The following is a 21,587-nucleotide window of genomic DNA, read 5'->3' on the forward strand; positions in this document are numbered from 1 at the left end:
TCTTGGGGGAATGCAGTTGGCTGAACAGGAAAACACGACCAAAGTTGAGGAGGAGATCAAAGATGGCGCCGCCGAAGGGGATGGCGAAGATTTGATGTCCTTGGAGTCCTTGGACTCTGTTTTGGCCGAAGAAGATCCGGAGTTTGCCAAATCCTTGAATGAAATTGGTCCCGATGTGGAAGGGGCCGGTGAGATCTACGAAGAGGGGCTTGAGCTGGAGTACACTCTGGCGGAAGAGGAAAAGTTGTGGCAGTCAGCCACAGGCTTGCGTGCGAAGCTTTTAAAAGTCCTCCCTTTTATCCCCAAGCTTTCCTACAAGATCAAGATGAAGCGCACGGGACTGCGTCTGAGCTTTAGAAAATTCAAAGAACAGTTGCGCCATCGTGTTCTGAACGCGGGGCCTTTGACGGTTGCCTGGTTGAAAGGGCTTCTGGCAGGATTCAAAAAAAGTGTGGGTGAAGCTCTGGCGGCGTTCAAGGGTTACTCCTTGATCAAAAAACTGAGCCTGGTGGGGCTAATTGTGGCGACCGGGGTCGGCGGATTTGTTTTGTATCGGGTCAGCACCAAGGGGCTTTTGCCACACAGTGAAGATCTGTTTGTTCGCTCTTTGGCGGATTGGTCGTCACAGCGATATCAATATGACCCCAAAACAGAGACAGAGCCTTTTTACGATTCCACGCGGGCCGCTCAGAATATTTTCCTGATGAAACGAATGGTGGTGAATCTGCGTCGTTCCGGTGAAGCCGGATCAAACCCCATGGGAGCATTCGAGTTCTACGTGGAAGGCGCGGCCTCTGATGTCGTCGTGGAAATCAAAGACCGCGAAGCGGAAGTGGAGGACTTGTTCCTAAGGACGATCGAAGAGATGACGTTCGATCAGGTTTCCTCGGCGGAGGGCAAGCAGGCTCTTTGCGATCGTTTGCGCAAAGACGTGAACAAGATTCTGACGAAAGGTTATGTTCGTCGCATCTTTATAAAAACGGCCATCGTTAAACCTTAAAAGCCGCCAGATCGATATTGTAATACTTCAGGCGGTCATGCAGGGTGCTTTTCGGCATTCCCAGATCCTGAGCCGTTCGGCGCTGATTGCCGCGATTGGCTTCCAGACGCTTTATGATCATCTGCTTTTCAATTTCCTTGATGACCGGGATGTCATTGGTGACCCGCTCTTCTGTTTTTTCCAGCAGAGTTTTATCCAGCAGCTTTTCGATATGACTTTCCGTAATATGAGTGCGCGGGTACAGGGCTGCGGCCCGGCTGACCAGATTCTTCAGTTCACGAATATTTCCCGGCCACGGATGTTTTTTCAGGCGGACAATCGCACCATGGGAAAAGCGCACACGCATTTTTTTGGCAAAACTGTACAGCAGCTCTTCAAAGTCCTCCATGCGCAAAGCCAATGCTGGTGGCGCAATGGTGACAACGTTTAAGCGGAAGTACAAATCAGATCGGAACAAACCTTCACGAATTTTTTGCGCCAGGTTCTGGTGGGTGGCGGCGATAATGCGAACATCCGTGCGCACGTTGCGATCGGCCCCCACGGGGCGGATTTCATTGTTTTCCAAAGCGCGTAACAATTTGGCCTGCAAGCCATAAGACAGATCGCCGATTTCATCCAGGAAAAGGGTACCCCCGCGAGCGGCTTCAAAGGCCCCTTTGCGGTCGTTGATGGCACCAGTAAAACTTCCTTTGATATGACCAAACAACTCACTTTCGATCAGGGTTTCACTTAAAGCGCTACAGTTCACGCTGACAAAAGGCCCCTGGCTGCGATTGCTTTGCTCGTGCAGGGCATGCGCAATAACATCTTTACCGGTTCCAGAGGGGCCCAAAATCAAAACAGGGAATTCAGTTTGCGAGACGTTGGAAAGGGCCTGCAGTTCTTCATTCCAGACTTCGTTGCGGCTGGTAATGGGGAAGGGATTGGTGGTTTGCTCCTGAGTCAGGAATAAGAACTCCTGATCTCCCAGACGAATCACATCACCGTCGCTAAGAAAGGCCTCCATGACACGTGCATCATTAACAAAGGTTCCCGTGGTCGAGCGCAAATCGCGAATCAGATAGGATTGATCCTTTTTTTCGATGCGAGCATGGCGATCTGAAACATCCACTCCCAGGACCTGGAGTTGGCAGTTTGAATCCTTGCCCAGAGTTGAGAAGTCTTGAAGGCTGAGGGTTTTTCCGTTTTCATCCATAGTTTTCAAAAAGGCTTGTGACATGGGGTCTCCTGCTTAAAAAATGTCCAGCATAAGTGCTGGTTTTGATGCTTTGGGCCTTTTCAAGTCCCTGGCCAGGCTGGGATCAAATATAAGAGGGGCTCGGGGTTTTTCGACTCACCAGATTATCGGTGAGGAGACTTGATTCCGAGAATTGAGAAAAGGGGTGAGCTTTGATAGTCTTGGCTATGCCAAAGACGATTCAATTCATTAAAAGTGCCGTTCTGGAAAAAGACTTCCCTGTACACAAAAAAGCAGAAGTGGCCATCGCCGGTCGCTCCAATGCTGGAAAGTCGTCTTTCATCAATGCCCTGACCAAAAACAAGATCGCCAAAGTCAGTTCGACGCCGGGTAAAACTCGTCTGCTGAACTTCTTTGAATTGGATCAGTCCTATGTACTGGTGGACATGCCAGGGTACGGTTTTGCGGCTCGTTCGGGCGACGAAATGCGTGAATGGCATCGCATGATTGAAACTTATTTGATGAATCGAGAGAATCTGCGTGGTCTGGTGCTGGTGATGGATATTCGCCGTGCGTGGACCCAGGATGAGGAACTCTTGAAAGAATTCTCTGAAAGACGTGGTTTCCCTTTGGCGGTCGTGCTGACCAAAGCCGATAAAATGTCCCGCAGTCAAATGTTGCAGGCGACAGCAAAAGTCAAAAAGGCTTCAGGCCTCAGTGCTGTGTTTCCGGTGTCCTCTTTGAAAAAGGAAGGGCAGGACGCGGTCGAGGAATATATTTATGAAAATTGGGTAAAAGAATGAAAATTGTTGGCGTGATTCCCGCTCGTTTTGGCTCTACACGATTTCCCGGAAAACCTCTGGTGAACTTGAAAGGCCGCCCCCTGATTCAGTGGACGGTGGAAGGAGCCAAGAAGTCGAAACTTCTGAGCGAGGTGATTGTCGCCACCGATCACGAGGGCATCAGGGCCGCTGCGGAAGCGGTGGGTGTTAAAGTCGTGATGACTGACAGCGACCTTCCGACGGGAAGTGATCGTATTCATGCCGCAATCAAAGACGTGCCCTGTGATGTTGTTGTCAACATTCAAGGGGATGAACCGCTGGTAACTGGCGAGCTGATTGACCGTTTGGCGCAGGTCTTTGTGGACGACCCGAAAATGGACATGGCTACGCTGGCTCACCCAATCAGCGCGGAAGAATTGCAGTCACCAAATTCAGTCAAAGTGGTCACAAACTTCCGTGATGAGGCTCTTTATTTCAGCCGGTATGCCATTCCTTATTCGCGCTTGTCTGCGCTTGAAGCTGGCACGATGGACGGGTGTCTCAAACATATTGGCATGTATGCTTATTCCAAAGGTTTTTTAAGGCAGTTCTGTGAAGCTCCTCCGGCCCTCATCGAAAAAGCCGAGAGTCTGGAGCAGCTTCGTGCACTGTATTTAGGCGCTAAAATCAAAGTTATCAGAGTCAAGGAAGCCAGTGTCGGGGTGGATACTCCCGAGGATCTGGCGCGACTCGAAAAACTCTTAAGCTCACAGGGGATGTAATGGCGAAGAGAAAGGCAACCACCAGGGTTTCAACCGCAAAGTCGACGAAGAAGGCTTTGAAGCAGAAATTTATTTTTGTCACCGGGGGCGTTGTTTCCTCGATTGGCAAGGGGCTGACAGCAGCAAGCCTTGGGGCATTGCTGGAAGGCCGCGGTCACAAAGTGACCATCATGAAATTTGATCCTTACTTGAATGTGGACCCTGGGACAATGTCGCCGTTGCAGCACGGTGAAGTTTATGTCACCGAAGACGGTGCTGAAACCGACTTGGATTTGGGTCACTATGAGCGCTTCACTTCTGCACTGATGAATCGGTCCAACTCTGTGTCCACCGGTCAGATTTATGACACGGTTTTAAACCGTGAAAGACGCGGGGACTATCTGGGGGGGACGGTTCAGGTCATTCCGCATATCACTGATGAAATCAAAGCACGTATTTATGAGGCGGCTCAAGGCAGCGAGATCATTCTGGTAGAGATCGGCGGAACGGTCGGGGATATCGAAGGTCAGCCGTTTTTGGAAGCCATCCGCCAAATGCGCAATGATGTGGGCATGGAAAACTCCGTCCTTGTGCATGTGACCTATGTCCCTTATATCGCTGCGGCGGGAGAGCTAAAGTCCAAGCCAACCCAGCACTCGGTGAAAGAGCTGCGTGAAATCGGTTTGCAGCCGGACTTCCTGGTTTGCCGAAGTGAGAAAGTCATTGATGATAATCTGAAGGCCAAAATTGGGCTGTTCTGTTCTGTAAAACCTGAAAACGTCATTGCCGCGCAGGACAGTCGTTTCATTTATGAAGTCCCACTGTCTTTACACAAAGAAAAACTGGATGAATTGATTATTGCTCGTTTGGGTCTGTCTGCTGGCAAGCTGAATTTAAAAGGCTGGCAGAATCTGGTGAAGATTTTGGGGAACCCGGCTCATACCGTCAAGATTGGTGTGGTTGGAAAGTATGTCGACTTAAAAGAGTCCTACAAGTCTTTGCATGAATCCTTGGTTCATGGGGGCGTGGCCAACAATGCCCGTGTGGAAATCATCTATGTCGATTCAGAAAATGTGAATGAAAAAACGGTGAATTCCTTGCTGGGTAAAGTGGACGGAATTCTGGTGCCGGGTGGTTTTGGAACCCGTGGAGTGGAAGGCAAGATCACGGCCATCAAGTTTGCCCGTGAAAAGCGTATTCCATTCTTTGGCATTTGCTTCGGTATGCAATTGTCAGCAATTGAGTTTGCGCGCAATGTCTGTGGCATTAAGGATGCCACCAGTCGCGAGTTCCATGCGGAAAGCAAACGCAGTGGAAACTTTGTGATCGATTCCATGGTCGAACAGCGAGGCATCGTCAACAAAGGCGGAACGATGCGCCTGGGGGCCTTCCCATGTGCGATCGCTTCCGGCACGCGCGCGCATCAGGTTTATAAGAGCTCCTCTATTATGGAGCGTCACCGTCACCGCTTTGAGTTCAACAACAAGTACAAAGCTCTGTTTGAGAAAAACGGAATGGTGGCTTCAGGGATCTGTAAAGAACGTGATCTGGTTGAAATCGTGGAGCTGCCGGATCATCCGTGGTTTATTGGGGTGCAGTTCCATCCGGAGTTTAAATCAAAGCCCCTGGCTCCGCATCCTCTCTTCGTGCACTTTGTAAAAGCCAGCCTGAAGAAGAAGTAAGAAAGGTTTGATCTATGTCTAGAGTGATTCAGCAGGCTTTGAAAGTTTTGGATGTCGAGGCGCAGGCTATTTTGGCTTTGAAAGAACGCATCGGCCCGGACTTTGAAAAAGTGGTTCAAATGATCAAAGCCTGCGACGGAAAGATTGTTTTGACGGGGATGGGGAAGTCCGGTCAGATCGCACGCAAGCTGGCAAGCACCTTTTCCTCGACAGGAACGCCGGCGGTCTTTTTACATCCGGCTGAAAGTTCTCACGGGGATTTGGGGCTGGTGGAAAATAATGACCTGGTCATGGCTCTATCTTATGGCGGTGAATCTCCAGAGTTTGCAGGCATTCTGCGTTTTGTGAATCGCAAAGGCATCCCGCTGGTGGCCATCACCGGCAAGCCAGAATCTTCGCTGGCTAAAGCCGCCCAAGTGACCCTGAACGTGCATGTCTCGGAAGAGGCTTGTCCTTTGGGGTTGGCGCCAACGGCCAGCAGCACGGCGACATTAGCAATGGGCGATGCTGTGGCAATGGCCGTGATGGCGGAAAAAGGCTTCAGCTCCGAAGACTTTGCAGAATTCCATCCAGGGGGCAGTCTGGGGTATCGTCTCCTGACTCGTGTTCGCGATGTGATGCATGCGGGGGAAGCTTTGCCGACGGTCAGTCTGGATACGCCAGTACGTCAGGTCCTTTCTATCATGACCCATAAAGACGTGCGTGGTGCTGCAGGTATTGTTGATGAAAAAGGGGATTTGGTGGGGGTTATCACCGACGGTGATATTCGTCGCCGCCTGGAAAAATCCAATGATCCTCTGACAGGAGTCGCCAAAGACCTGATGACGACCAACCCACGCACCATTGATGCTAACGAGCTGGCAGAAAAGGCCCTGTTCGTGATGGAGCAGTTCCAGATCCAAATGGTCTTTGTGCTGGACAAGGATTCTGCCCAGCCACGAAAGCCGGTGGGTATTCTGCACATCCAGGATTTGTTGCGCGCCAAGGTTCGTTAAGTTTTATCACCGTGATCGAGGACTTTTTCAAACAAGCCCTCGATTGCATCCTCCAGTATGTCTATCACCTCATCAAAGCCTTGGGCCCCTCCATAGTAAGGATCGGGGACTCCTTGATAATTTTTTTCAGAGCAATAGTCGGTTATGAGCGAGACCTTCGACAGCAGGCTGGCATCCGGGCAGATGCGTTTGATAAAGTCCAAGTTGGATCGGTCCATCGCCAGAATCTAGTCGAAATCGTAAAAGTCGGACTCGCGAATTTGCCGAGAGATGCTTGTTAATTCATACCCTCGCCGCTGAGCGTGCAGAATGCTGCGGGGGTCGGAAGTTTCGCCGTCATGGGCGCCAGAGGTCCCGGCAGAGTCCACCACCCAGGGAAGATCCTTTTGGCGAATAAAGTGAGCCGCCACGGCTTCGGCAGTGGGGGAGCGACAGATATTTCCCAGGCAGACAAACAGCAATTTTTGGCTTTTCATTTAAAAGATTTTAGGGCTATTATTGGATCTTGTCACTATGTGGGGCCGTAGCTCAGCTGGGAGAGCGCAACGCTGGCAGTGTTGAGGTCGTCGGTTCGATCCCGATCGGCTCCACCAATTTCTCTTTTTTCTGTTTTTTAATTGTATGTATTTTGGCTTCGAGGTGGGTTTTACTTGTGTCGGGATGCGAGCCCGGCAACGTCGGTCGCCGCCCTGCCTTCGCGGGGCGCCTCCCACTGGCGCTTTTTACCGCGGGCACAAGGTTCGCTCCCTTTGGGAGTTGGAAACTAATTTTGGCAGATGGCAAAGTATCTGACAGGGCAGGGCGAATTGATTTCATCTGGATATGGAATGGTTCTGGCATCTCATGCAGATATGAAAAAATCTTTGTTTGTCCTGATATTCGGTGTTCTGTGTGGGGCTCAGGGGTTGGCGCAGACCAATGTGTTTCCTGTGCAAGGTATTGAAAACTATTACTGTCAGCGGGAACCGGGGCTTTATGACCGGATTTCTGATGATGACTTTATGCTGAAATTGGTCAGTGTGGAAACCAGTGGTCCCTATGCGGGGTATCCAAGCAAGATTAAAATTCTCTCTCGCGATGGCAGCAATGTGGCTGGAACCGGGATCGTCGAGCGGAACTTTGTGCAAAAGAATGGAAACCAAGGGTATCGAGAAATTGCTCCTAGTTACTCTTACAACTTGAGCATTTTGCTGTGTCGGTTTGTTAAATAAAAAAGGAGGCGCCAAGCCTCCTTTTTTATTGTCTTGTTGTCTTGTTTGGCACAGGAACTTAACTACTTTGTTGTGATAGCTTCGCTGCGGACTTGTCGGATGTAGTCCGCGATCTGGGACTCTGCTGCCAAACGGGCTTTGCTCTGGGGCTTGGTTTTAGTGAGTTGACCATTCATCATGACTTTTTGAATGGTTTCATCCACGACAATCGCGTGGCCGGCATTCTTCAGAATGGCTCTTGTGTCCAGGACCGCCTTTAGATAGCGGGTCATTTCGTTGATTTCAACATCGTTATAACGACCCAGATCCAACGACCACTTCATACCTAAAAGACCCAGTTTGATTTTCGTCTTCAGGTCTTTATCGATGTTGCTGGCTTTGGCCACCAGCATGGTCAGGATGAAGTTCTGACGTGCCTGAAGAATCTGGATCAGCTTGTTTTCAAAAGCCAGTAGGTCGTAAGAAGCTGGTTTCAGATCATTGATGGAAATACGACCCGCATCCAGATCCGTCTTTTGCTTCAGAGCGCGTTCAATCAATGACAGCATCGACATATGCTCAATACCTTTAGGGTCCACGCGGGTTTTCTGCTTGTCGTTGACCTCGTGCAAAGTGGTCACCAGCGCCAGGAAATTCATATCGGTATTGTTGTCTGAAGTTGGAGAAATGAACTCTTCCGTCGGAGCATATTCATGGATCTCACGGATGAATTCACGGGCGGCGGAGGAAGCCAACTCCTCACGGCGGTGATCGTTATCCAAGCCTTGCATGGACCACAACTGGAACTCATAGGCCCAGAAGTACTTCACGCCCAGACTGAGCTTCTTGGCCATTTCTTTGGATTCATTCATTTGTTGCAGGAACTCTTTGCGCAAAAGAGCGGCGTTACCCTGTCTTAAGGCATCGTAGAGCTCAGCGGTTTTATCGTCCAAAGAGCCGGATTTCTTATCCAGCTCGCCGGTTTTTTCTTCCATGCGTTTGGTGGTTTCACTCATCTCCACCGTGGCTTTGTGCATGTCATCCAGGTTCTTTTTAACTTCGCAGGCGCTGGTCAGGCCGCCAACACAGGCAAGCACCAACAGGGCTTTCAAACGTGAATCCCGAATCATAGATCCTCCAGACCGATAGATATCTCCGGAGGTAAAGCATAAAGGATGCCATCGAAGCTAGAGCTTGGATTCTAATACAGAGTTTTATACGGGTTTTCCTGATCACTCTGTAATACAAGAACTGTCCTTCTTTTTGACAGAGCGGCGGAAAACCTCACTAGCGGGCTATGTAGTACACGCCATCTTCCGGGGGCTGGCAGGTACCCTTAAACAGACGACTGTGCGAAGGCACAAGATAGACCCGACTCCATTTGTGCCCGTTGTTTGTGACCACGGAAGATGGGCGAGGATCAATATAAACCAGATCCCCGTTCACAGCCTGCCCACAGACTTTGGCGCTGGTGCTGGGGGCGGCGCGGATATTGCGTGTATCCACGATCTTCACCTGCGAATAGCGCTGATCCACATCTGTCGGCAGAGCTGATATCCAGGCGGCAATGATCTTATTCACACGTTCACCTTCGGCGGTGCCATAGATCTGCTCTTTGTCTGCCGGAGGCATGGGAGTGTAACCCTCGATACGGGCCACAGCTCCATAGACTTTGCTGCGTTCCACTTCACGCGGCAAAATCCATTCGTTCTTAATAAGGAAATCCAGATTGCTGAAGCGGTCGCTTGCGATGTCCTGAGCCTGCATATTACCGTGACAGCCCAGACAGTGCTTTTGAATCAGGCCCGTTTGAATTTGGCGGTAGCCTTCTTCCAGTTTTGCATTTTCACGGATGGCTGATCTCCAGGCCAGCAGTTGCACCTGCGGGTCCACGCTAGAGCGTCTCCCTTCGCAGGGCTCCTGATAATTTGCGTTGTGAGTGCGGGCCAGACGCAGGATCGTGCGATTTTCGCGGTCCTCGACAATCCACAAAGAACCATCCACAGCTTCCGTAAAGGCTACGGGAGCTCCCTTCGGGCGAAGGCCCTTGACCTCGTCCCACTTGGAAATGATTTCGCGGTAAGATCCATGGCGATCCATACCCCCGTGAGGCGCAAAGGCCTTACGAGCAGAACAGGCCCCTTTTTGATTCACGTTGTAGACGGAGCTTTTTTCATCAGCACGGGGTCGGCCTTTGTCATCCACCGGATAGGCCACCAGACGATGCCCGGCGGGTTGGTAACCGTGCCAGGTCACCAGCAGTTGTCCGCCGAAAAGATCTGCGAACATCTTACCCTTATAATAGGCCATGTGCAGAGGCGCCACGTGTGGTGGCATCAGCAGCCAAGGGGCTTGATAGTCACCGACTTCGCGGGGCTGCCTCTGTTCGCAGTCCACGGGCTTTTTAAATTGTTTGTGCAAAGGAAGATTTTTATTTTCCGGGAACAGCCACTCTGGGGACGTCGCGTGGAAGTTATAGCAGTAAGGCCATCCATAGTGATAACCGCGACCGTTATCCAGATCGACGACATTGATTTCTTCATAGGGTTCTTCCAGTTCCTGGAAGTCACGGCTGTTTTCCCCCTGAATCAGGAAGCCCGCATCGGAAATGGCCATCGCCATAGAGTTGCGAAGTCCCGCCGCAGCCACTTCAAAGAAGCGCAAACCTTTCGGGGGAAGATTCTTAAGATGCTCTGCTGGAATACGATAGATGGCTCCGTTGCCTTGAGCTTGTTCTTCCGGGCACGTCTTATAAGCCCCAGTGCCTTGAACCACGCAGTGATCGCTCGGAGATCCGGAATTGATATAAAGATCCCCATTGCGCGGATCAAAAACGAACTGGGACAGTGGATGCATGTAGCCCTCTTTGCGGGCGATGTCGCCAATCACCAGGGTCCAATCTGTCAGTTGATTGTTGTGCAGGTGAAACTTGGAAATGCGTGTGCGCTCACCGATATAGAAGAATCCGTCTGGTCCCAGTGCCAGGCCATGCGGTGTTTCCAGGCCCACTTTCAGTGTTTTGATTTCATAAGGGCCTGCCGCGGAAGGGGTCAGCAGGAACAGGCGGCCATTCTGGGGACTCCAGCCCCCCATGTCCACCACCAGGAAGTTGCGTGTATTTCCGATCTGCAAAATGGTGCGGGGCTTGATAAAGCTTTTTTGTGTGGCATTGTCCATGGCGCGATCCCGGGGGAGGACCATTCCAAGGCAGGTGCCCGGCATCGTTTCCACCTGTACGCGCGGAAAGCCGTCGCAGGAGGTGTCAGTAGGATCGTAAAGATAACCGCTTTTATCCAGCACCATGCGGGATGCGGCAGTTCCGCGTTGAACGGGATTGTTTTTATTTTGAAAATAGGAACATTGAACCAGGACCAAGGTCAGGACCGACAACAGTATAATAGGCATATTTTCCCCGGAAAGAGTCTTTATTATAGAAGACCTTTCCAGGGTTTTGAAAAACAATTTTATTATTGTTTGTTGAGACTGACTGAAGGTGCAGGCGTGATCGTCTGATATTCCGTCAGGTAGGAACCTGTATCGAAAGCCAAAGGAATGAACTCAGTATAATTGATCGCACGCGGGCCGGAACGATTGTTGATCATCTGAGCCACTTTGTTTTTGATCATCTGAGTGGCCACACCGCGATCCGAACTATTCTGGTCCATATCCGCATGCAGAAGAATGGCAAAGAAGAACTCACCGTCTTTGGTGGAAATGCTGCCGGCCAAAGTTTTAGCCTTGTTCACCGTTCCTGTTTTAGCGACCATCGCACCGCTGGCGACGCCACCAAAGTTGTCGACAGTGGAATCAGAGTCCTTATTAGCCACAGCCATCACGTCGCTGAGTTTGTAACCTTTTGCCGTCAGAGCCTTATTCAGGGCATAGATGGCTTTGATCATCGTTTCGCAGCTGGCCTCGTTGTAGATCGGCTTGGCGGTCGTTCCTTCGTTATTGCCGGAGCCATTATGGAACACGATTTGACTGCTGGTTGCATTCAGCGTGGACTGGGCAAAAGAATTAAAGGCCGACGTGCCTCCTAGATTCCAATAAAGATTGTCAGCAATATAGTTGTTGGATTGATTGTTCATGCGCTTTAAAAGCATGCGCAACGGCGCTGACTTCAGAACAACCGAAGCCGTCAATTGCTCTTTTTTGTATTGGGATTTCGGAACAAACTCCACAGAGCGGACCGTGATGCTTGGCTTTTCAAGCATGAAAACATTATTCTTCGTGGCTTTGGTGCGCAGGCTGGAATACATCGACTTGTTGATGGCAGTGGCAAAATATTCAAGCAGGTGCTTGCGAACCACGGCCGCTTGTTGTTCGATGGTTTCATACCTTGGTGTGACACCGCCGATCAAAGGGGATTCTTCGGCCAGCCAGTGCATCAGGAAGTTTTCATCGAAAGTCAGCTTCTCGATATTGGTGATCTTCATGCGGTTTAATTCAGAGATCAGGAAGTAGCTCATGTTGCGCCCGAACATCGGGTCACGGCTGCCTTCGATATGGATGTCCATACGGCCGTTTGCCGTCGGAGTCAGATGCAGAATCGTTTTATAACGATAGTCCACGCCCAGTTTTTCAACCGCCCACAGAGAAGTCACGATTTTGGAGATCGAGGCCAAAGGGAATTTTTTAGTGATATCACCATCACCTTTGATTTCTTTGGTGCTAGCGGAGGTTTTCATGTGGCAGACGGAGTTGACATAGACTTTGGCCGATGCCACGGACGACACCATCAGGGTTCCAGCCAAAATCGTTAAAACATTTTTTGTGAACAGACGTACCATGGGCACTCCTTCCAGACGTTTGCCGCTGTTTCATAATCTGTGCCTGGAGTTTTTTCAATCTGCTGCCATCTGTGGGGGGAAGGGGTGTCTAATTGCCTGACAGGTGACAATAAAGGGACCCAAAAAAGGTCCCTTTATCTGAGGGCATTCATTATCAGTAGCAGTAATCGACAGCGTAACGGGTGTTGCCCCAACGGTCCCAGGCTTCGCAGTACACACGATAGCCAGGGATGTATTCAGCATAACAGCCGTAGCCCCGTGCCCAGCAGGAAATCGTGTAGCCATTATAGCAACGAGTCCAGGCCCGGCACGTGTAAGTTTGTGTCTCGGGGCTGGAGCTGAGCTTATCCGTTCCGCCGCTGATATCCTGTGAAACTTCCAAAACTTGATTCAAATAGTTCAGGCCCGCACTGACATCCTCAGTGGCCTGTGCTGAGGAAAGGCTGAACAAGAACGAAAATAAGGCGATTGCAAACAGAGTTTTCATAGATCCTCCTGATTTGAAGTGCATAGGTCCTTTGAGTAAAGCCTAAGCTGAGCCAGAAGAATCGGCCAACAGCAGGAGGTCTTAGTGGCAGAATAAACACCAGAGGATTTCTTGTGTGCAATCTGTCAGATAGCAGTATGTGAATTGCCAGATCCAGCAGGGGCAGAGATGCTATTAAGTCTCTGTCATTATGTTTTATTTTGGTTGAGATAACAGGGGATTGTTTGAAAGATGGGCCCTTCCTGACTTTATGAGGAGGCAAGGGTATGTTGGATTTTGCGGTCCTTAATTCATCATTTGCAAACCCGACTTGGATTTCCGTCGTCTATGCGTTCTTACTCAGCTTTATTTTGGGCACGGCTTTAGCGGTGGCGTACGTACGCACATTTCGCGGTCTTTCCTATTCACTTAATTTTCTGCACGGTTTGATTCTACTTCCGATTGTCATTGCTATCGCGATGCAGGCCATCGGTGACAATGTCGCTCGCGGTATTGGGATGATCGGGGCTCTGTCCCTGTTGCGCTTTCGCACCAATGTCAAAGATCCGCGGGACATGTTCTTTATTTTTGCCTCCTTGGCGGTGGGTCTGGCCTCGGGGGTGCATGCTTATGGCATTGCGATTATCGGGGCCGTTTGTTTTATCTCGGCACTGCTGGTGCTGCAAAGGTCTCCTTTTGCCTCGGGCCCGCAGTTTGATGGTCTGTTGCGTTTGAATCTTTCCCGTTCTGGCGATGATCAGCGTGAGGTGGAAAGCATTTTGGGACAATCCTGCCGCCATTTTGCCTTGGCTACTATCCGGGAGGTGGCGCAGGGAGATCGTTTGGACTTTTCCTATCAGGTGCGCCTGAATCCGCGCGCAACATCGGCGGAGTTGGTGGAACAATTGGGCAAAGTCCCCTCGGTTCGGGGTCTGAATTTCATGAACCAGGAATCGGTGATCGAGGTGTAGCTTGAAGATGAGCGAGGTCTTCGGGACCGAAAACCGTTTTTTATTAGGCAGCTGGATTGGCGCTGTGGTTTTGGTGCTGGTATTGGGCTTTTTCTTGAGCTCAGATCCCGTGAATATTCTGGGGGTGGCAGAATCACGTGAATATCAGATCAATTTCGACAGTCCCGTTGAAATTAAGCACATCTATGTGATGCCCAGCCAAATTGTTAAAAAAGGCGATCTGCTGGCAGAGTTGGAACAGTCCGAGTGGCATGCTCAGCTGAGAGTCTTAAAAAGTCGCTATGATAAACTCAATGCTGAAATGCGTTTGCGCCGTGAGATTGCGGGCATCGCCCAGGATCTGGGTTCCGCGGTGCCCAGCGAAGCGGATCCTTTGCGTGTGGATCTGGAAGACACCAAGCGCGAGATGGATCTGATCGAAAGCCGATTGAAAAATCTTTTTGTCTTTGCCGAAGTGGATGGCGCGGTTGGAGCGGTTAATTTTAAAAGCGGTGAAAAGGCTCCATCCTTTGCGCCACTGATCACTTTGTTGCCTTTGAATCCCACCTATGTGAACGGTTATGTGAATGAAAACCTGAACTCCTCGTTGTCCGTGGGCCAAAGCGTGGAGGTTGTTTCCAGTGCTGGCAAATCTGTTCGCGGTCAGGTCATAAGTGTTGGTTCACGGATCGTGCCTATTCCAGAGCGTCTTTTGCGAATTCAGACCTTGCCGGCCTGGGGACGCGAGGTGGTGATTAAAATTCCGCCAACGAATGGATTTTTGCTCGGGGAAAAAGTTTCTGTGCATAAGCGCTGGGGGCTTTCATTTGTTAATTTTGCTCAGGCGGATGAAGTCGTCACTGACTCGGCCAATGATCTGCCACAAGATCTGGAATTGCCTGAAGACGTTCTGACCCGGTTCCGTCCGGAAATGTCGGGCATGGTTTTCATTCCCGAGCTGCGCCAGTTTGTTTTGGTTTCAGATGACTACCCCAAAGACCGACCTGTTCTTTTCCTGATGAATGAAAAGGGTCAGGTGCAATCGCATCAGATTTCGATAGCTGGTCTGGAGCAAATGCAGGACATCGAGTCCGTGTCCCTGCGGGGCGACCGTCTTTATCTGATGGGATCAATGTCCCGAACTAAAAAGGGCAAATTGAAACGGGATCGACATCTGTTTGCCAAAGTCCGCCGCCATGGTTTGCGCTATCATCTGGAGCAGACAGTTGAGCTGCGCGAAAAGATTTTGCAGGCCCTGGCGCGATCCAAAGATCAGACTCTGAATCGGCTGGCAATTTTGGATCAGCAGAATCCCAGAACGGGTTTCGAAGTGGAAGGTCATGCAATAGAAGGTGAAAGTCTGTATCTGGCGCTCAAGGGGCCGGCTCTGGCTCTGAATAAAGGATTGATTTTAAGAATCGATGATTTCCAGGATCTTTTTGAGGATCGTCCACTGGCACCGGAGCGGGTTCATGTCGAGGCTGAGTTTGAGATGACGCTGCCCCATGAGAAAGCGGAATCTGTTGTCACTGATGTGGTGAAACTGGGCGAGGACTTTTATGTGGCATCCAGTTGCCGGGGTGTTTCATGCAGTGCCGTCTGGAAAGTGAAGCCCGAAAAACCCAAGGCCGAGCTGGTTCGTGATTATTCATACTCTCATCTGGAGGCGTTGGCCATGCATCCGGAAAGTAAAAAACTTTTTGCGGTTTTTGAAACTAAATCGGGTGGACGATTTGTGGTTCTGCCAACATCAGAAAAAAGGACACCCTAATGCTGTGGGTGCTTTGTCTTTCGTTTTATTCCACGCCTTCGTTGGCCTTGACTGCTGAGCAGGTTCTGAAAACGGCCTGGCAGGATGAAACTGTTTTGTCCCAGGAAAAAATGCGTTCCACGGATTCCAGCAACCCCCTAAGAAATGTCGAGGCCTTCGCCTCTGTGGAAAGTGAAGATCAAAATCGTGAGTACGAGGTGGGCTTGAAGTTTCAGTTCCGCTCTTGGCCAGAGTGGAAGCTCGGGGCTGGCGCGGACTCACAAACAAAAATTGTAAAAGAAGCGTCTCTTGCCTGGGCTCTGCATGAACGTTATGTGCATTTGATTTCATTTGAAATCGCCCGTCAGAAAAGAATCGCACTGGATAAAGTTCTTAAACTTTCCGAGAACTATCTTAAAGCTCAGGGGCTTTCTTTGCGGGCAGGCCGCAGCACCAGCAAGTCTTTTCTTTCGGCACAGGCTGATATTTACAAGCTCAAACGTCTTGAAAATGTTTTGGCTCAAGAGCACCAGGCTGTTGTGCAGAAAATCAGGCAGTGGGCTCCGGACTGGAAAGAGGACAGCCTGGCAGACTTCGACTTGCTTACCGTAGAGGATGTGCTTGAGGCGGTGAATTCTCAGAAGGTGCATAACAGCTCATTAACGGCACGGCTCTTAAGAGCAGAATACAAAGATCTGGGAAAGGAACTTGAAATTCTGCGCGCACGAGAGAACCAGTGGATCAAAGGGGTGGGTGTTTCGCAAAGCCGTAAGGATGAAGAGATCGGCTATAAAGTGGAGTTAAGTATTCAGCTTCCTGGTCTGGGGGCGGATGATTTGTCCCGACAAAAGCAGAACGAACTGGTTCTAAAAAGAGCGCTGAAGTTAAAGGAAGCCTCGGGCAGTCAGGACCGACTGCAGAGTTTGCGTAATCAAATTCAGAACCTGGGAAGTCTTTATAAGATGTTGAAGTCCGGTTTGGTGCTCAGTCAGAAGTCGCGGAGTGTGGACACACTGACCGAAATCGAAAATCGAATGTCATCAGAACAGGTTCAGCTGGAGTTACTTTCCCAGCAGCAGGAAATTTTAGTTCTTTATGTGGAATATCTGCTGGAAAACGAGCGGCTGACGGAAGAGCCCACCCGCAATTTTTTAAGTCGAACCTTAAAAACGGTGTCCTTATGAGCGGGCCGATTTCTCCTTTGGCGTTGGAACGCTATGAGCTGAAGTATCTAATACCCCTCAGTCTGGTGGGGCCGATCTCTCAGTTCGTGGAACGGTACTGCGAAATGGACTATTACTCTCGGGTTTCGCCGGACCAGTTTTACACAATCAACAGTCTTTATCTGGACACTCCCAGTTTCTATCTACTGCGCTTTAAAGAAGCGGCCAATGCTTTTAGCTTTAATATGCGGGTTCGTTCCTACGGCGGTTCGCCTCAGCCCCCGTACTTTTTCGAGATCAAATATAAGTTGCGGGATTTTGTGCGCAAGAAAAGAGCCAAAGTCGATACTGCCGATTGGATGGACATCTTAGAGTGCGGTCAAGTACCTGCGGGGATGGAGTTAGGCTCCAGGATGAATCTTGAGAATTTTATTTTTATGAAGCAGACCTACAACGTGGGCCCGGTCATTCTGACCCAGTATCGACGCAAGGCCTATTTGTCATTTATTGATGATTATGCCCGGGTGACCTTTGACCGAGACCTGCGTTATCAAGAGATGGATCGATGGTGTGTGACACCTGATGAGAAAGACCTCAGCCACTATGATCACCCAGGGTCCTTTGAGGAGCCCGGGTGCAATGTCATACTGGAGCTAAAGTGTGAAAAGAAAATTCCCTTATGGATGGTCGACCTGATTCGTTACTTCCAGTTGGAGCAAGGATCCTTTTCCAAGTTTGGAAACTCGATGCTGACCCATCTGCAGCCCCCGGAAGTTTTAAGGCCCGGAATTCTTTATTGATGATGTAACAAGACTTTGCTTAGGAACGTGCGAGTGCGTTCGCTTTCCGCCGAACTGAATATTTTGTCCGGGGGGCCTTGTTCTATGATCTGGCCTTGGTCCATGAATATAATACGATCGCTGACTTGACGGGCAAAACCCATTTCGTGGGTCACGACAATCATGGTTTTTCCGCTATGGGCCAGAGATTTAATAACGTCCAACACCTCACCCACCATTTCCGGATCCAAGGCTGAAGTTGGTTCATCGAAAAGCATTACTTGAGGCTCCATCGCCAGTGCGCGTGCAATAGCCACACGTTGCTGCTGGCCTCCGGAAAGCTCACTAGGATAGGAATGGGCTTTGTCCGCCAAGCCGACACGCGCTAAAAGGTCCTGCCCCTTGTCCTTGGCTTCCTGATACGACAGGCCTTTGACTTTCATTGGTGCTAGCATGATGTTTTCCAGGGCCGTTTTATGGGGAAAAAGATTAAAGCGCTGAAAAACCATGCCTACATGAGCACGCAGTTTATTCAGGTCCGCTTCCGCAGACGTCACGGTGAAACTGTCGACTTCAATAGTTCCGCCCTGGGCCGTTTCCAAAGCATTAATGCAGCGAAGAAAGGTGCTTTTCCCAGATCCGGAAGGACCGATCACGCAGACGACCTCATTGTCCTTGATTTCACACGTGACACTTTTAAGAACCTGCTTGCTGCCAAAATATTTCTGCAAATTCTGAATTTTAATCATGCGGATTGATACCTTTTTTCAAGACGATGAACGACAAAGGACATGGCCAGCGTGATAACCAGATAAAGGAAAGAGATGAACAAATATGGTTCCCAGTACCGAGCATAGGCACCGGCGGCAGTGCGGGCCGCATAGGCCAGCTCAGCTAAGCCGATGGCCGACACCAGGGATGAATCTTTTAAAAGTGTTATGGCTTCGTTCCCCAGCGGTGGCAACATGCGACGGAATGCCTGTGGAATGATGATGGACTTCATCGTATGGAAATAACTTAACCCCAAAGAACGAGCGGCCTCAAATTGTCCACGGTCGATGGACTGAATACCGGCTCGGAAGATTTCGGCGATATAAGCTGCTGAATTCAAGCTCAAAGCCATCGCACCGGAAATCAAGGCGCCATATTCGCGCTTCAGGTACAGAGCCCATTCTCCTTGAATCAACAGACCTTCATCGGGATGGATCAGAAGTGGCACCAAGGCAAAATGGATCAGCAGAATTTGAACGAAAAGGGGAGTTCCACGGAAAAAGCCGATGTAGACTTGAGAAGGAAGGCGGATGAGAAGCTGAACCGGCCACTTCCAGAGGCCCCGCTCGACCGTGGCGATTTTTCCCAGGCCCAGAAAAAGTCCCAGAATGGTGCCGAAGAAAATGCCAATACCGGTCAGGATCAGGGTTGTTTTCAGCCCCTGTAAAAACAAGGGCCAGTATTCGATGATAATGTCAGTGCGAAACCACGCGAACATCAGTTTTTCTTTTCCCCAAAGTACTTTCTGTAAATGTTGTCGTAGGTGCCGTCAGCCTTGATCTGGCTTAGGCCAGAGTTGATTTTTTGCAACAACTCTGTGTTCCCTTTTTTAACTGCGATGCCATACACCTCTTTGGAAAAACTGGTGTCCGAAAGAACTTTGAAGTTCTTCGGGTTGTTGGCAAAGAAATTGTTGATGACTCCGTTATCGGCCACCACAGCATCCACGCCGCCGTTAATCAGTTCTTGCAAGGCCAAAGGCGTTCCTTCAAAACGTTTGATACTGGAGCTGTCACGGCCCAGAAGTTGTGTGACAACGCTGTCGCCAGTGGTCCCGATTTGCACCCCGACTTTAAGTTTCTTCAGGTCTTCAAATTTGGTGACCGTGGATTTGTTCGGAACTGCGATCAGCTGAACGGCTTCGAAGTAGGGATCCGAGAAATCCATGGACTTCTTGCGCTCGTCATTGATCGTGATGGCTGAAATCAGAATATCCCGGTCGCCGGAATTCAATTGATTAAACAAACCTTCCCAAGGGGTGTTTATAATCTGAATTTGCAGACCCGCCTTTGCGGCCACGGCCTGCATGATCTCGATATCAAAGCCGCTCAAGGTTTTGTCGGCATTTTCACTTTCAAACGGGGCATAGGCAGCATCTGTTCCGACGATGAGTTCTTTTTTTGATGAGGATTTTTCCGCAGGGGAGGAAGTCGACTCCTCCTTTTTCTGGGTGCATCCGAAAGAGGCAACAAGCAAGAAGCTGGTCAAAAGAAGCGCGAGTCTGGTCATAGCGATCTCCATTTAGGCTCACTTGACCATCGCTTCTATCTTGAGTCAAATATCATTTCAGGAGTCATGAATGAAAACGGCATTGGCCAAGATTTTAAGTTCTCTTTTACGCAGTCTGTTTGTTTCTTTGGTCATGTTTGTTGTCGTGTTCTCTGTGATCACCCGAGAGTTCCCGCCGAATTTTTCGAAACTGCAAAACTCCTGGCAGAATCTGCAAAAAATGGCGCAGCTCAGTCGCCAGATTCACGACCAACATCAGCTTTTGAAAAGTCAGCAGGCCGTGGGTGATGGTTTTGTGGAAGATGCGGATCTGGAAAAGCTTCAGGAGTTGAATTTGCGTAGGGCTGAACTTGGGGCTGGACTTTTGAACGGGACCGTTCCAGCGGCTGAACCCTCTGCGGACAGCCAGGCTCTTAAGCAGCGGGTCCAGGAGCTTGAAAAGCAGCTTTTCAAATTACAGCAGCGAGTAAATGAACTGGAGTTATTGTCAAAACGCCCTGGGTCTTAGTTTACAGCCTGCTGGACGTTCGTCGTGAACTGAATCAAACCTTAAGTCCTGTATCAGGGTGGGGCACTTGCTCCTTGATCTTTTATTTTTCACAATGATTCAGTGGGATTAGAAATATCAAAACTTAAAAATATCAAGATGTTGGTGCTCGACGTTGATGGCGTTTTAACTGACACGCGTTTGTGGTTTGACGGCAAAGAATGGCGTCGCTTCTTTTCAATTCGTGACGGCGTTGGCATCAAACGCCTGACAGAAGCGGGTTACAAGATTGCGGTCATCACCGGCAGTAAAGCAGAAGACATTCGCGCTCGTGTGAAATCCCTGGGAATTCATTACTTTTACGAAGGCGCTCTCGACAAAGAGCCTTCTTTCTTACAACTGCAGCAGGAATCCGGCATTTCCACAGCGGAAATGGCTTACATCGGTGACGACATTTTCGATATTCCGATGATTCAGGCAGTGGCCTTTGGAGCAACCGTCCCCGAAGCGGTGGACGAAGTTATGGAAGTTGCTGATTACGTGACTCGCAGACCTGGTGGTTGCGGGGCGGTTCGGGAAGTTTGCGATTACATTTATAAATACGGTGCCTTTTCATCGGGTAGGTAATACATGTTAAAAAATGGTTTCAAAGCCGCGCTCATCATAGTTCTTGCGTTGATGCTTCATAAGGCCGCCTTTGCTGCGGAAGTTGTGAATCTGCCAACAGAAGAGCTGGCGCAAGAGTCCGTCCTTCCTGTGTTCGACAAGCCGGTCAGTGTAAAGAACCGCAATGTGGTGACTCAAGGGCGATTTGAAATTGACGGTTTTTATGGTTACGCCATGACAGAGCCCATCGCCAATGTCAGCAAACTGGGACTGGGGCTTTACTATAATTCCAGCGAAAATCATGCCTGGGGTTTGATCGTGGCAAAGAACTTTTCGGGCCTTTCCAGTTATGCCGATCAGTTGAATCAACAATTTCAGTTGGACTTCAACCGGGCTCCGGCGCCGGAGATGACAATTATGGGGGACTACAACCTCAAAGCCTTCTACGGAAAGATGAGTCTGACCAAGTCCATCGTGTTTAACACCCAGTTGTACGGATCTTTGTCTGCGGGAGCGGTGAAGTATGTGCATAAAACCTATCCCGCTGTAGCCTTCGGGATCGGGCAAAAGTTCTATTTCACCAAGCAGTGGGCCTTCCGCTTTGATCTTCGCTTGTATGCCCATCAGGCACCGATTCCATTCCTGAACGGGAAGTTAAAGCCGAACCAGCCTGTTCCCGACTATGGTGATTTCCAAGAACGCGTTACTTACACGACAAACCTGGATGTGGGTTTGTCTTATCTGTTCTAA

Annotated in this window: 21 protein-coding genes, 1 tRNA gene and 1 pseudogene; 14 read left to right on the top strand and 9 right to left on the bottom strand. The window is 49.9% G+C overall.

The genetic code is table 11. The features are described from left to right. The first annotated feature begins 10 nt into the window (after positions 1 to 10). Complete coding sequence (locus ACZ50P_RS03410; protein ID WP_464133446.1) at positions 11 to 1,000, top strand: flagellar basal body-associated FliL family protein; 990 nt, start codon at positions 11 to 13, stop codon at positions 998 to 1,000. Here the strand turns inward: ACZ50P_RS03410 and ACZ50P_RS03415 are convergent. Further along, complete coding sequence (locus ACZ50P_RS03415; RefSeq protein WP_464120202.1) at positions 990 to 2,219, bottom strand: sigma 54-interacting transcriptional regulator; 1,230 nt, start codon at positions 2,217 to 2,219, stop codon at positions 990 to 992. The two genes, ACZ50P_RS03410 and ACZ50P_RS03415, sit on opposite strands and share 11 nt — an antisense overlap. A gap of 170 nt (positions 2,220 to 2,389) precedes the next feature. Here ACZ50P_RS03415 and yihA point away from each other — a divergent pair, with 170 nt between their 5' ends. The 4 genes from yihA to ACZ50P_RS03435 are packed head-to-tail and all read left to right on the top strand — an operon-like array spanning position 2,390 to position 6,376. Beyond that, positions 2,390 to 2,980: a ribosome biogenesis GTP-binding protein YihA/YsxC gene (gene yihA / locus ACZ50P_RS03420; RefSeq protein WP_464133448.1), complete on the top strand. Its 591-nt coding sequence runs from the start codon at positions 2,390 to 2,392 to the stop codon at positions 2,978 to 2,980. Further along, a complete protein-coding gene (kdsB, locus tag ACZ50P_RS03425) occupies positions 2,977 to 3,720 on the top strand; it encodes a 3-deoxy-manno-octulosonate cytidylyltransferase (protein WP_464133450.1) in 744 nt (247 codons plus the stop codon). The genes yihA and kdsB overlap by 4 nt, the downstream gene beginning before the upstream one ends. Next, on the top strand, positions 3,720 to 5,381 hold the full coding sequence (locus ACZ50P_RS03430) for a CTP synthase (RefSeq protein ID WP_464120205.1): 1,662 nt from the start codon (positions 3,720 to 3,722) through the stop codon (positions 5,379 to 5,381). Before kdsB ends, ACZ50P_RS03430 begins: the two co-directional genes overlap by 1 nt. Positions 5,382 to 5,395: 14 nt before the next feature. Then, complete coding sequence (locus ACZ50P_RS03435) at positions 5,396 to 6,376, top strand: KpsF/GutQ family sugar-phosphate isomerase (protein WP_464133453.1); 981 nt, start codon at positions 5,396 to 5,398, stop codon at positions 6,374 to 6,376. Here the strand turns inward: ACZ50P_RS03435 and ACZ50P_RS03440 are convergent. Beyond that, positions 6,373 to 6,852, bottom strand: a pseudogene (locus ACZ50P_RS03440) (low molecular weight protein-tyrosine-phosphatase). The gene ACZ50P_RS03435 and the pseudogene ACZ50P_RS03440 sit on opposite strands and share 4 nt — an antisense overlap. A gap of 41 nt (positions 6,853 to 6,893) precedes the next feature. Here ACZ50P_RS03440 and ACZ50P_RS03445 point away from each other — a divergent pair. Beyond that, positions 6,894 to 6,969 (top strand) — tRNA-Ala (locus ACZ50P_RS03445). 183 nt (positions 6,970 to 7,152) lie between these two features. After that, entirely contained in the window at positions 7,153 to 7,587 is a 435-nt protein-coding gene (locus ACZ50P_RS03450) for a hypothetical protein (protein ID WP_464133455.1), read from the top strand. Between the two features lie 62 nt (positions 7,588 to 7,649). Here ACZ50P_RS03450 and ACZ50P_RS03455 read toward each other — a convergent pair whose 3' ends face one another. The 4 genes from ACZ50P_RS03455 to ACZ50P_RS03470 form a co-directional block, all read right to left on the bottom strand. Further along, positions 7,650 to 8,696, bottom strand: coding sequence for a hypothetical protein (locus ACZ50P_RS03455; RefSeq protein ID WP_464133458.1), 1,047 nt, complete (start codon positions 8,694 to 8,696; stop codon positions 7,650 to 7,652). Positions 8,697 to 8,853: 157 nt separating this feature from the next. Next, positions 8,854 to 10,971: a PQQ-dependent sugar dehydrogenase gene (locus ACZ50P_RS03460; RefSeq protein ID WP_464133460.1), complete on the bottom strand. Its 2,118-nt coding sequence runs from the start codon at positions 10,969 to 10,971 to the stop codon at positions 8,854 to 8,856. Between the two features lie 62 nt (positions 10,972 to 11,033). Then, positions 11,034 to 12,356 carry a D-alanyl-D-alanine carboxypeptidase gene (locus tag ACZ50P_RS03465; RefSeq protein WP_464133463.1) on the bottom strand — a complete coding sequence of 441 codons (1,323 nt, stop codon included), beginning with the start codon at positions 12,354 to 12,356 and terminating at the stop codon, positions 11,034 to 11,036. Between the two features lie 154 nt (positions 12,357 to 12,510). Then, complete coding sequence (locus tag ACZ50P_RS03470; protein WP_464133464.1) at positions 12,511 to 12,843, bottom strand: hypothetical protein; 333 nt, start codon at positions 12,841 to 12,843, stop codon at positions 12,511 to 12,513. 266 nt (positions 12,844 to 13,109) lie between these two features. Here ACZ50P_RS03470 and ACZ50P_RS03475 point away from each other — a divergent pair, with 266 nt between their 5' ends. The 4 genes from ACZ50P_RS03475 to ACZ50P_RS03490 are packed head-to-tail and all read left to right on the top strand — an operon-like array spanning position 13,110 to position 17,485. Continuing rightward, positions 13,110 to 13,793, top strand: coding sequence for a DUF4956 domain-containing protein (locus ACZ50P_RS03475; RefSeq protein ID WP_464133467.1), 684 nt, complete (start codon positions 13,110 to 13,112; stop codon positions 13,791 to 13,793). Between the two features lie 7 nt (positions 13,794 to 13,800). After that, complete coding sequence (locus ACZ50P_RS03480) at positions 13,801 to 15,543, top strand: HlyD family secretion protein (RefSeq protein ID WP_464133469.1); 1,743 nt, start codon at positions 13,801 to 13,803, stop codon at positions 15,541 to 15,543. Further along, on the top strand, positions 15,543 to 16,706 hold the full coding sequence (locus ACZ50P_RS03485) for a hypothetical protein (RefSeq protein WP_464133471.1): 1,164 nt from the start codon (positions 15,543 to 15,545) through the stop codon (positions 16,704 to 16,706). The genes ACZ50P_RS03480 and ACZ50P_RS03485 overlap by 1 nt, the downstream gene beginning before the upstream one ends. Continuing rightward, positions 16,703 to 17,485 (top strand): VTC domain-containing protein, encoded by a 783-nt coding sequence (locus ACZ50P_RS03490; protein WP_464133473.1) that lies wholly within the window; start codon positions 16,703 to 16,705, stop codon positions 17,483 to 17,485. Before ACZ50P_RS03485 ends, ACZ50P_RS03490 begins: the two co-directional genes overlap by 4 nt. Here ACZ50P_RS03490 and ACZ50P_RS03495 read toward each other — a convergent pair. From ACZ50P_RS03495 to ACZ50P_RS03505, 3 genes are read right to left on the bottom strand one after another with little or no spacing between them, the layout of a single operon-like run. Beyond that, positions 17,479 to 18,213 carry an amino acid ABC transporter ATP-binding protein gene (locus tag ACZ50P_RS03495; RefSeq protein WP_464133475.1) on the bottom strand — a complete coding sequence of 245 codons (735 nt, stop codon included), beginning with the start codon at positions 18,211 to 18,213 and terminating at the stop codon, positions 17,479 to 17,481. The genes ACZ50P_RS03490 and ACZ50P_RS03495 overlap by 7 nt on opposite strands. Beyond that, positions 18,210 to 18,953 carry an amino acid ABC transporter permease gene (locus ACZ50P_RS03500; protein WP_464133478.1) on the bottom strand — a complete coding sequence of 248 codons (744 nt, stop codon included), beginning with the start codon at positions 18,951 to 18,953 and terminating at the stop codon, positions 18,210 to 18,212. The genes ACZ50P_RS03495 and ACZ50P_RS03500 overlap by 4 nt, the downstream gene beginning before the upstream one ends. Next, positions 18,953 to 19,744 (bottom strand): basic amino acid ABC transporter substrate-binding protein, encoded by a 792-nt coding sequence (locus tag ACZ50P_RS03505; RefSeq protein WP_464133479.1) that lies wholly within the window; start codon positions 19,742 to 19,744, stop codon positions 18,953 to 18,955. Before ACZ50P_RS03505 ends, ACZ50P_RS03500 begins: the two co-directional genes overlap by 1 nt. 70 nt (positions 19,745 to 19,814) lie before the next feature. Here ACZ50P_RS03505 and ACZ50P_RS03510 point away from each other — a divergent pair, with 70 nt between their 5' ends. The 3 genes from ACZ50P_RS03510 to ACZ50P_RS03520 all read left to right on the top strand — a co-directional run bounded on the left by ACZ50P_RS03510 (position 19,815) and on the right by ACZ50P_RS03520 (position 21,587). Then, a complete protein-coding gene (locus tag ACZ50P_RS03510) occupies positions 19,815 to 20,252 on the top strand; it encodes a hypothetical protein (RefSeq protein WP_464133482.1) in 438 nt (145 codons plus the stop codon). Positions 20,253 to 20,354: 102 nt separating this feature from the next. Beyond that, positions 20,355 to 20,858, top strand: a complete 504-nt coding sequence (locus ACZ50P_RS03515; RefSeq protein ID WP_464120220.1) for a KdsC family phosphatase — start codon at positions 20,355 to 20,357, stop codon at positions 20,856 to 20,858. A 3-nt stretch (positions 20,859 to 20,861) separates the two neighbouring features. Continuing rightward, positions 20,862 to 21,587, top strand: a complete 726-nt coding sequence (locus ACZ50P_RS03520; protein WP_464133484.1) for an outer membrane beta-barrel domain-containing protein — start codon at positions 20,862 to 20,864, stop codon at positions 21,585 to 21,587.

The organism is Bdellovibrio sp. CKG001 (assembly GCF_055397465.1).

Coding starts and splice junctions, on each gene's coding strand:
- ACZ50P_RS03510 (WP_464133482.1), top strand. CDS start 19,815: ATGAAAACGGCATTGGCCAAGATTTTAAGTTCTCTTTTACGCAGTCTG.
- ACZ50P_RS03485 (WP_464133471.1), top strand. CDS start 15,543: ATGCTGTGGGTGCTTTGTCTTTCGTTTTATTCCACGCCTTCGTTGGCC.
- ACZ50P_RS03460 (WP_464133460.1), bottom strand. CDS start 10,971: ATGCCTATTATACTGTTGTCGGTCCTGACCTTGGTCCTGGTTCAATGT.
- kdsB (WP_464133450.1), top strand. CDS start 2,977: ATGAAAATTGTTGGCGTGATTCCCGCTCGTTTTGGCTCTACACGATTT.
- ACZ50P_RS03435 (WP_464133453.1), top strand. CDS start 5,396: ATGTCTAGAGTGATTCAGCAGGCTTTGAAAGTTTTGGATGTCGAGGCG.
- ACZ50P_RS03450 (WP_464133455.1), top strand. CDS start 7,153: ATGGCAAAGTATCTGACAGGGCAGGGCGAATTGATTTCATCTGGATAT.
- ACZ50P_RS03505 (WP_464133479.1), bottom strand. CDS start 19,744: ATGACCAGACTCGCGCTTCTTTTGACCAGCTTCTTGCTTGTTGCCTCT.
- ACZ50P_RS03410 (WP_464133446.1), top strand. CDS start 11: ATGCAGTTGGCTGAACAGGAAAACACGACCAAAGTTGAGGAGGAGATC.
- ACZ50P_RS03455 (WP_464133458.1), bottom strand. CDS start 8,696: ATGATTCGGGATTCACGTTTGAAAGCCCTGTTGGTGCTTGCCTGTGTT.
- ACZ50P_RS03490 (WP_464133473.1), top strand. CDS start 16,703: ATGAGCGGGCCGATTTCTCCTTTGGCGTTGGAACGCTATGAGCTGAAG.
- ACZ50P_RS03465 (WP_464133463.1), bottom strand. CDS start 12,356: ATGGTACGTCTGTTCACAAAAAATGTTTTAACGATTTTGGCTGGAACC.
- ACZ50P_RS03480 (WP_464133469.1), top strand. CDS start 13,801: ATGAGCGAGGTCTTCGGGACCGAAAACCGTTTTTTATTAGGCAGCTGG.
- ACZ50P_RS03470 (WP_464133464.1), bottom strand. CDS start 12,843: ATGAAAACTCTGTTTGCAATCGCCTTATTTTCGTTCTTGTTCAGCCTT.
- ACZ50P_RS03475 (WP_464133467.1), top strand. CDS start 13,110: ATGTTGGATTTTGCGGTCCTTAATTCATCATTTGCAAACCCGACTTGG.
- ACZ50P_RS03520 (WP_464133484.1), top strand. CDS start 20,862: ATGTTAAAAAATGGTTTCAAAGCCGCGCTCATCATAGTTCTTGCGTTG.
- ACZ50P_RS03500 (WP_464133478.1), bottom strand. CDS start 18,953: ATGTTCGCGTGGTTTCGCACTGACATTATCATCGAATACTGGCCCTTG.
- ACZ50P_RS03495 (WP_464133475.1), bottom strand. CDS start 18,213: ATGATTAAAATTCAGAATTTGCAGAAATATTTTGGCAGCAAGCAGGTT.
- ACZ50P_RS03415 (WP_464120202.1), bottom strand. CDS start 2,219: ATGTCACAAGCCTTTTTGAAAACTATGGATGAAAACGGAAAAACCCTC.
- ACZ50P_RS03430 (WP_464120205.1), top strand. CDS start 3,720: ATGGCGAAGAGAAAGGCAACCACCAGGGTTTCAACCGCAAAGTCGACG.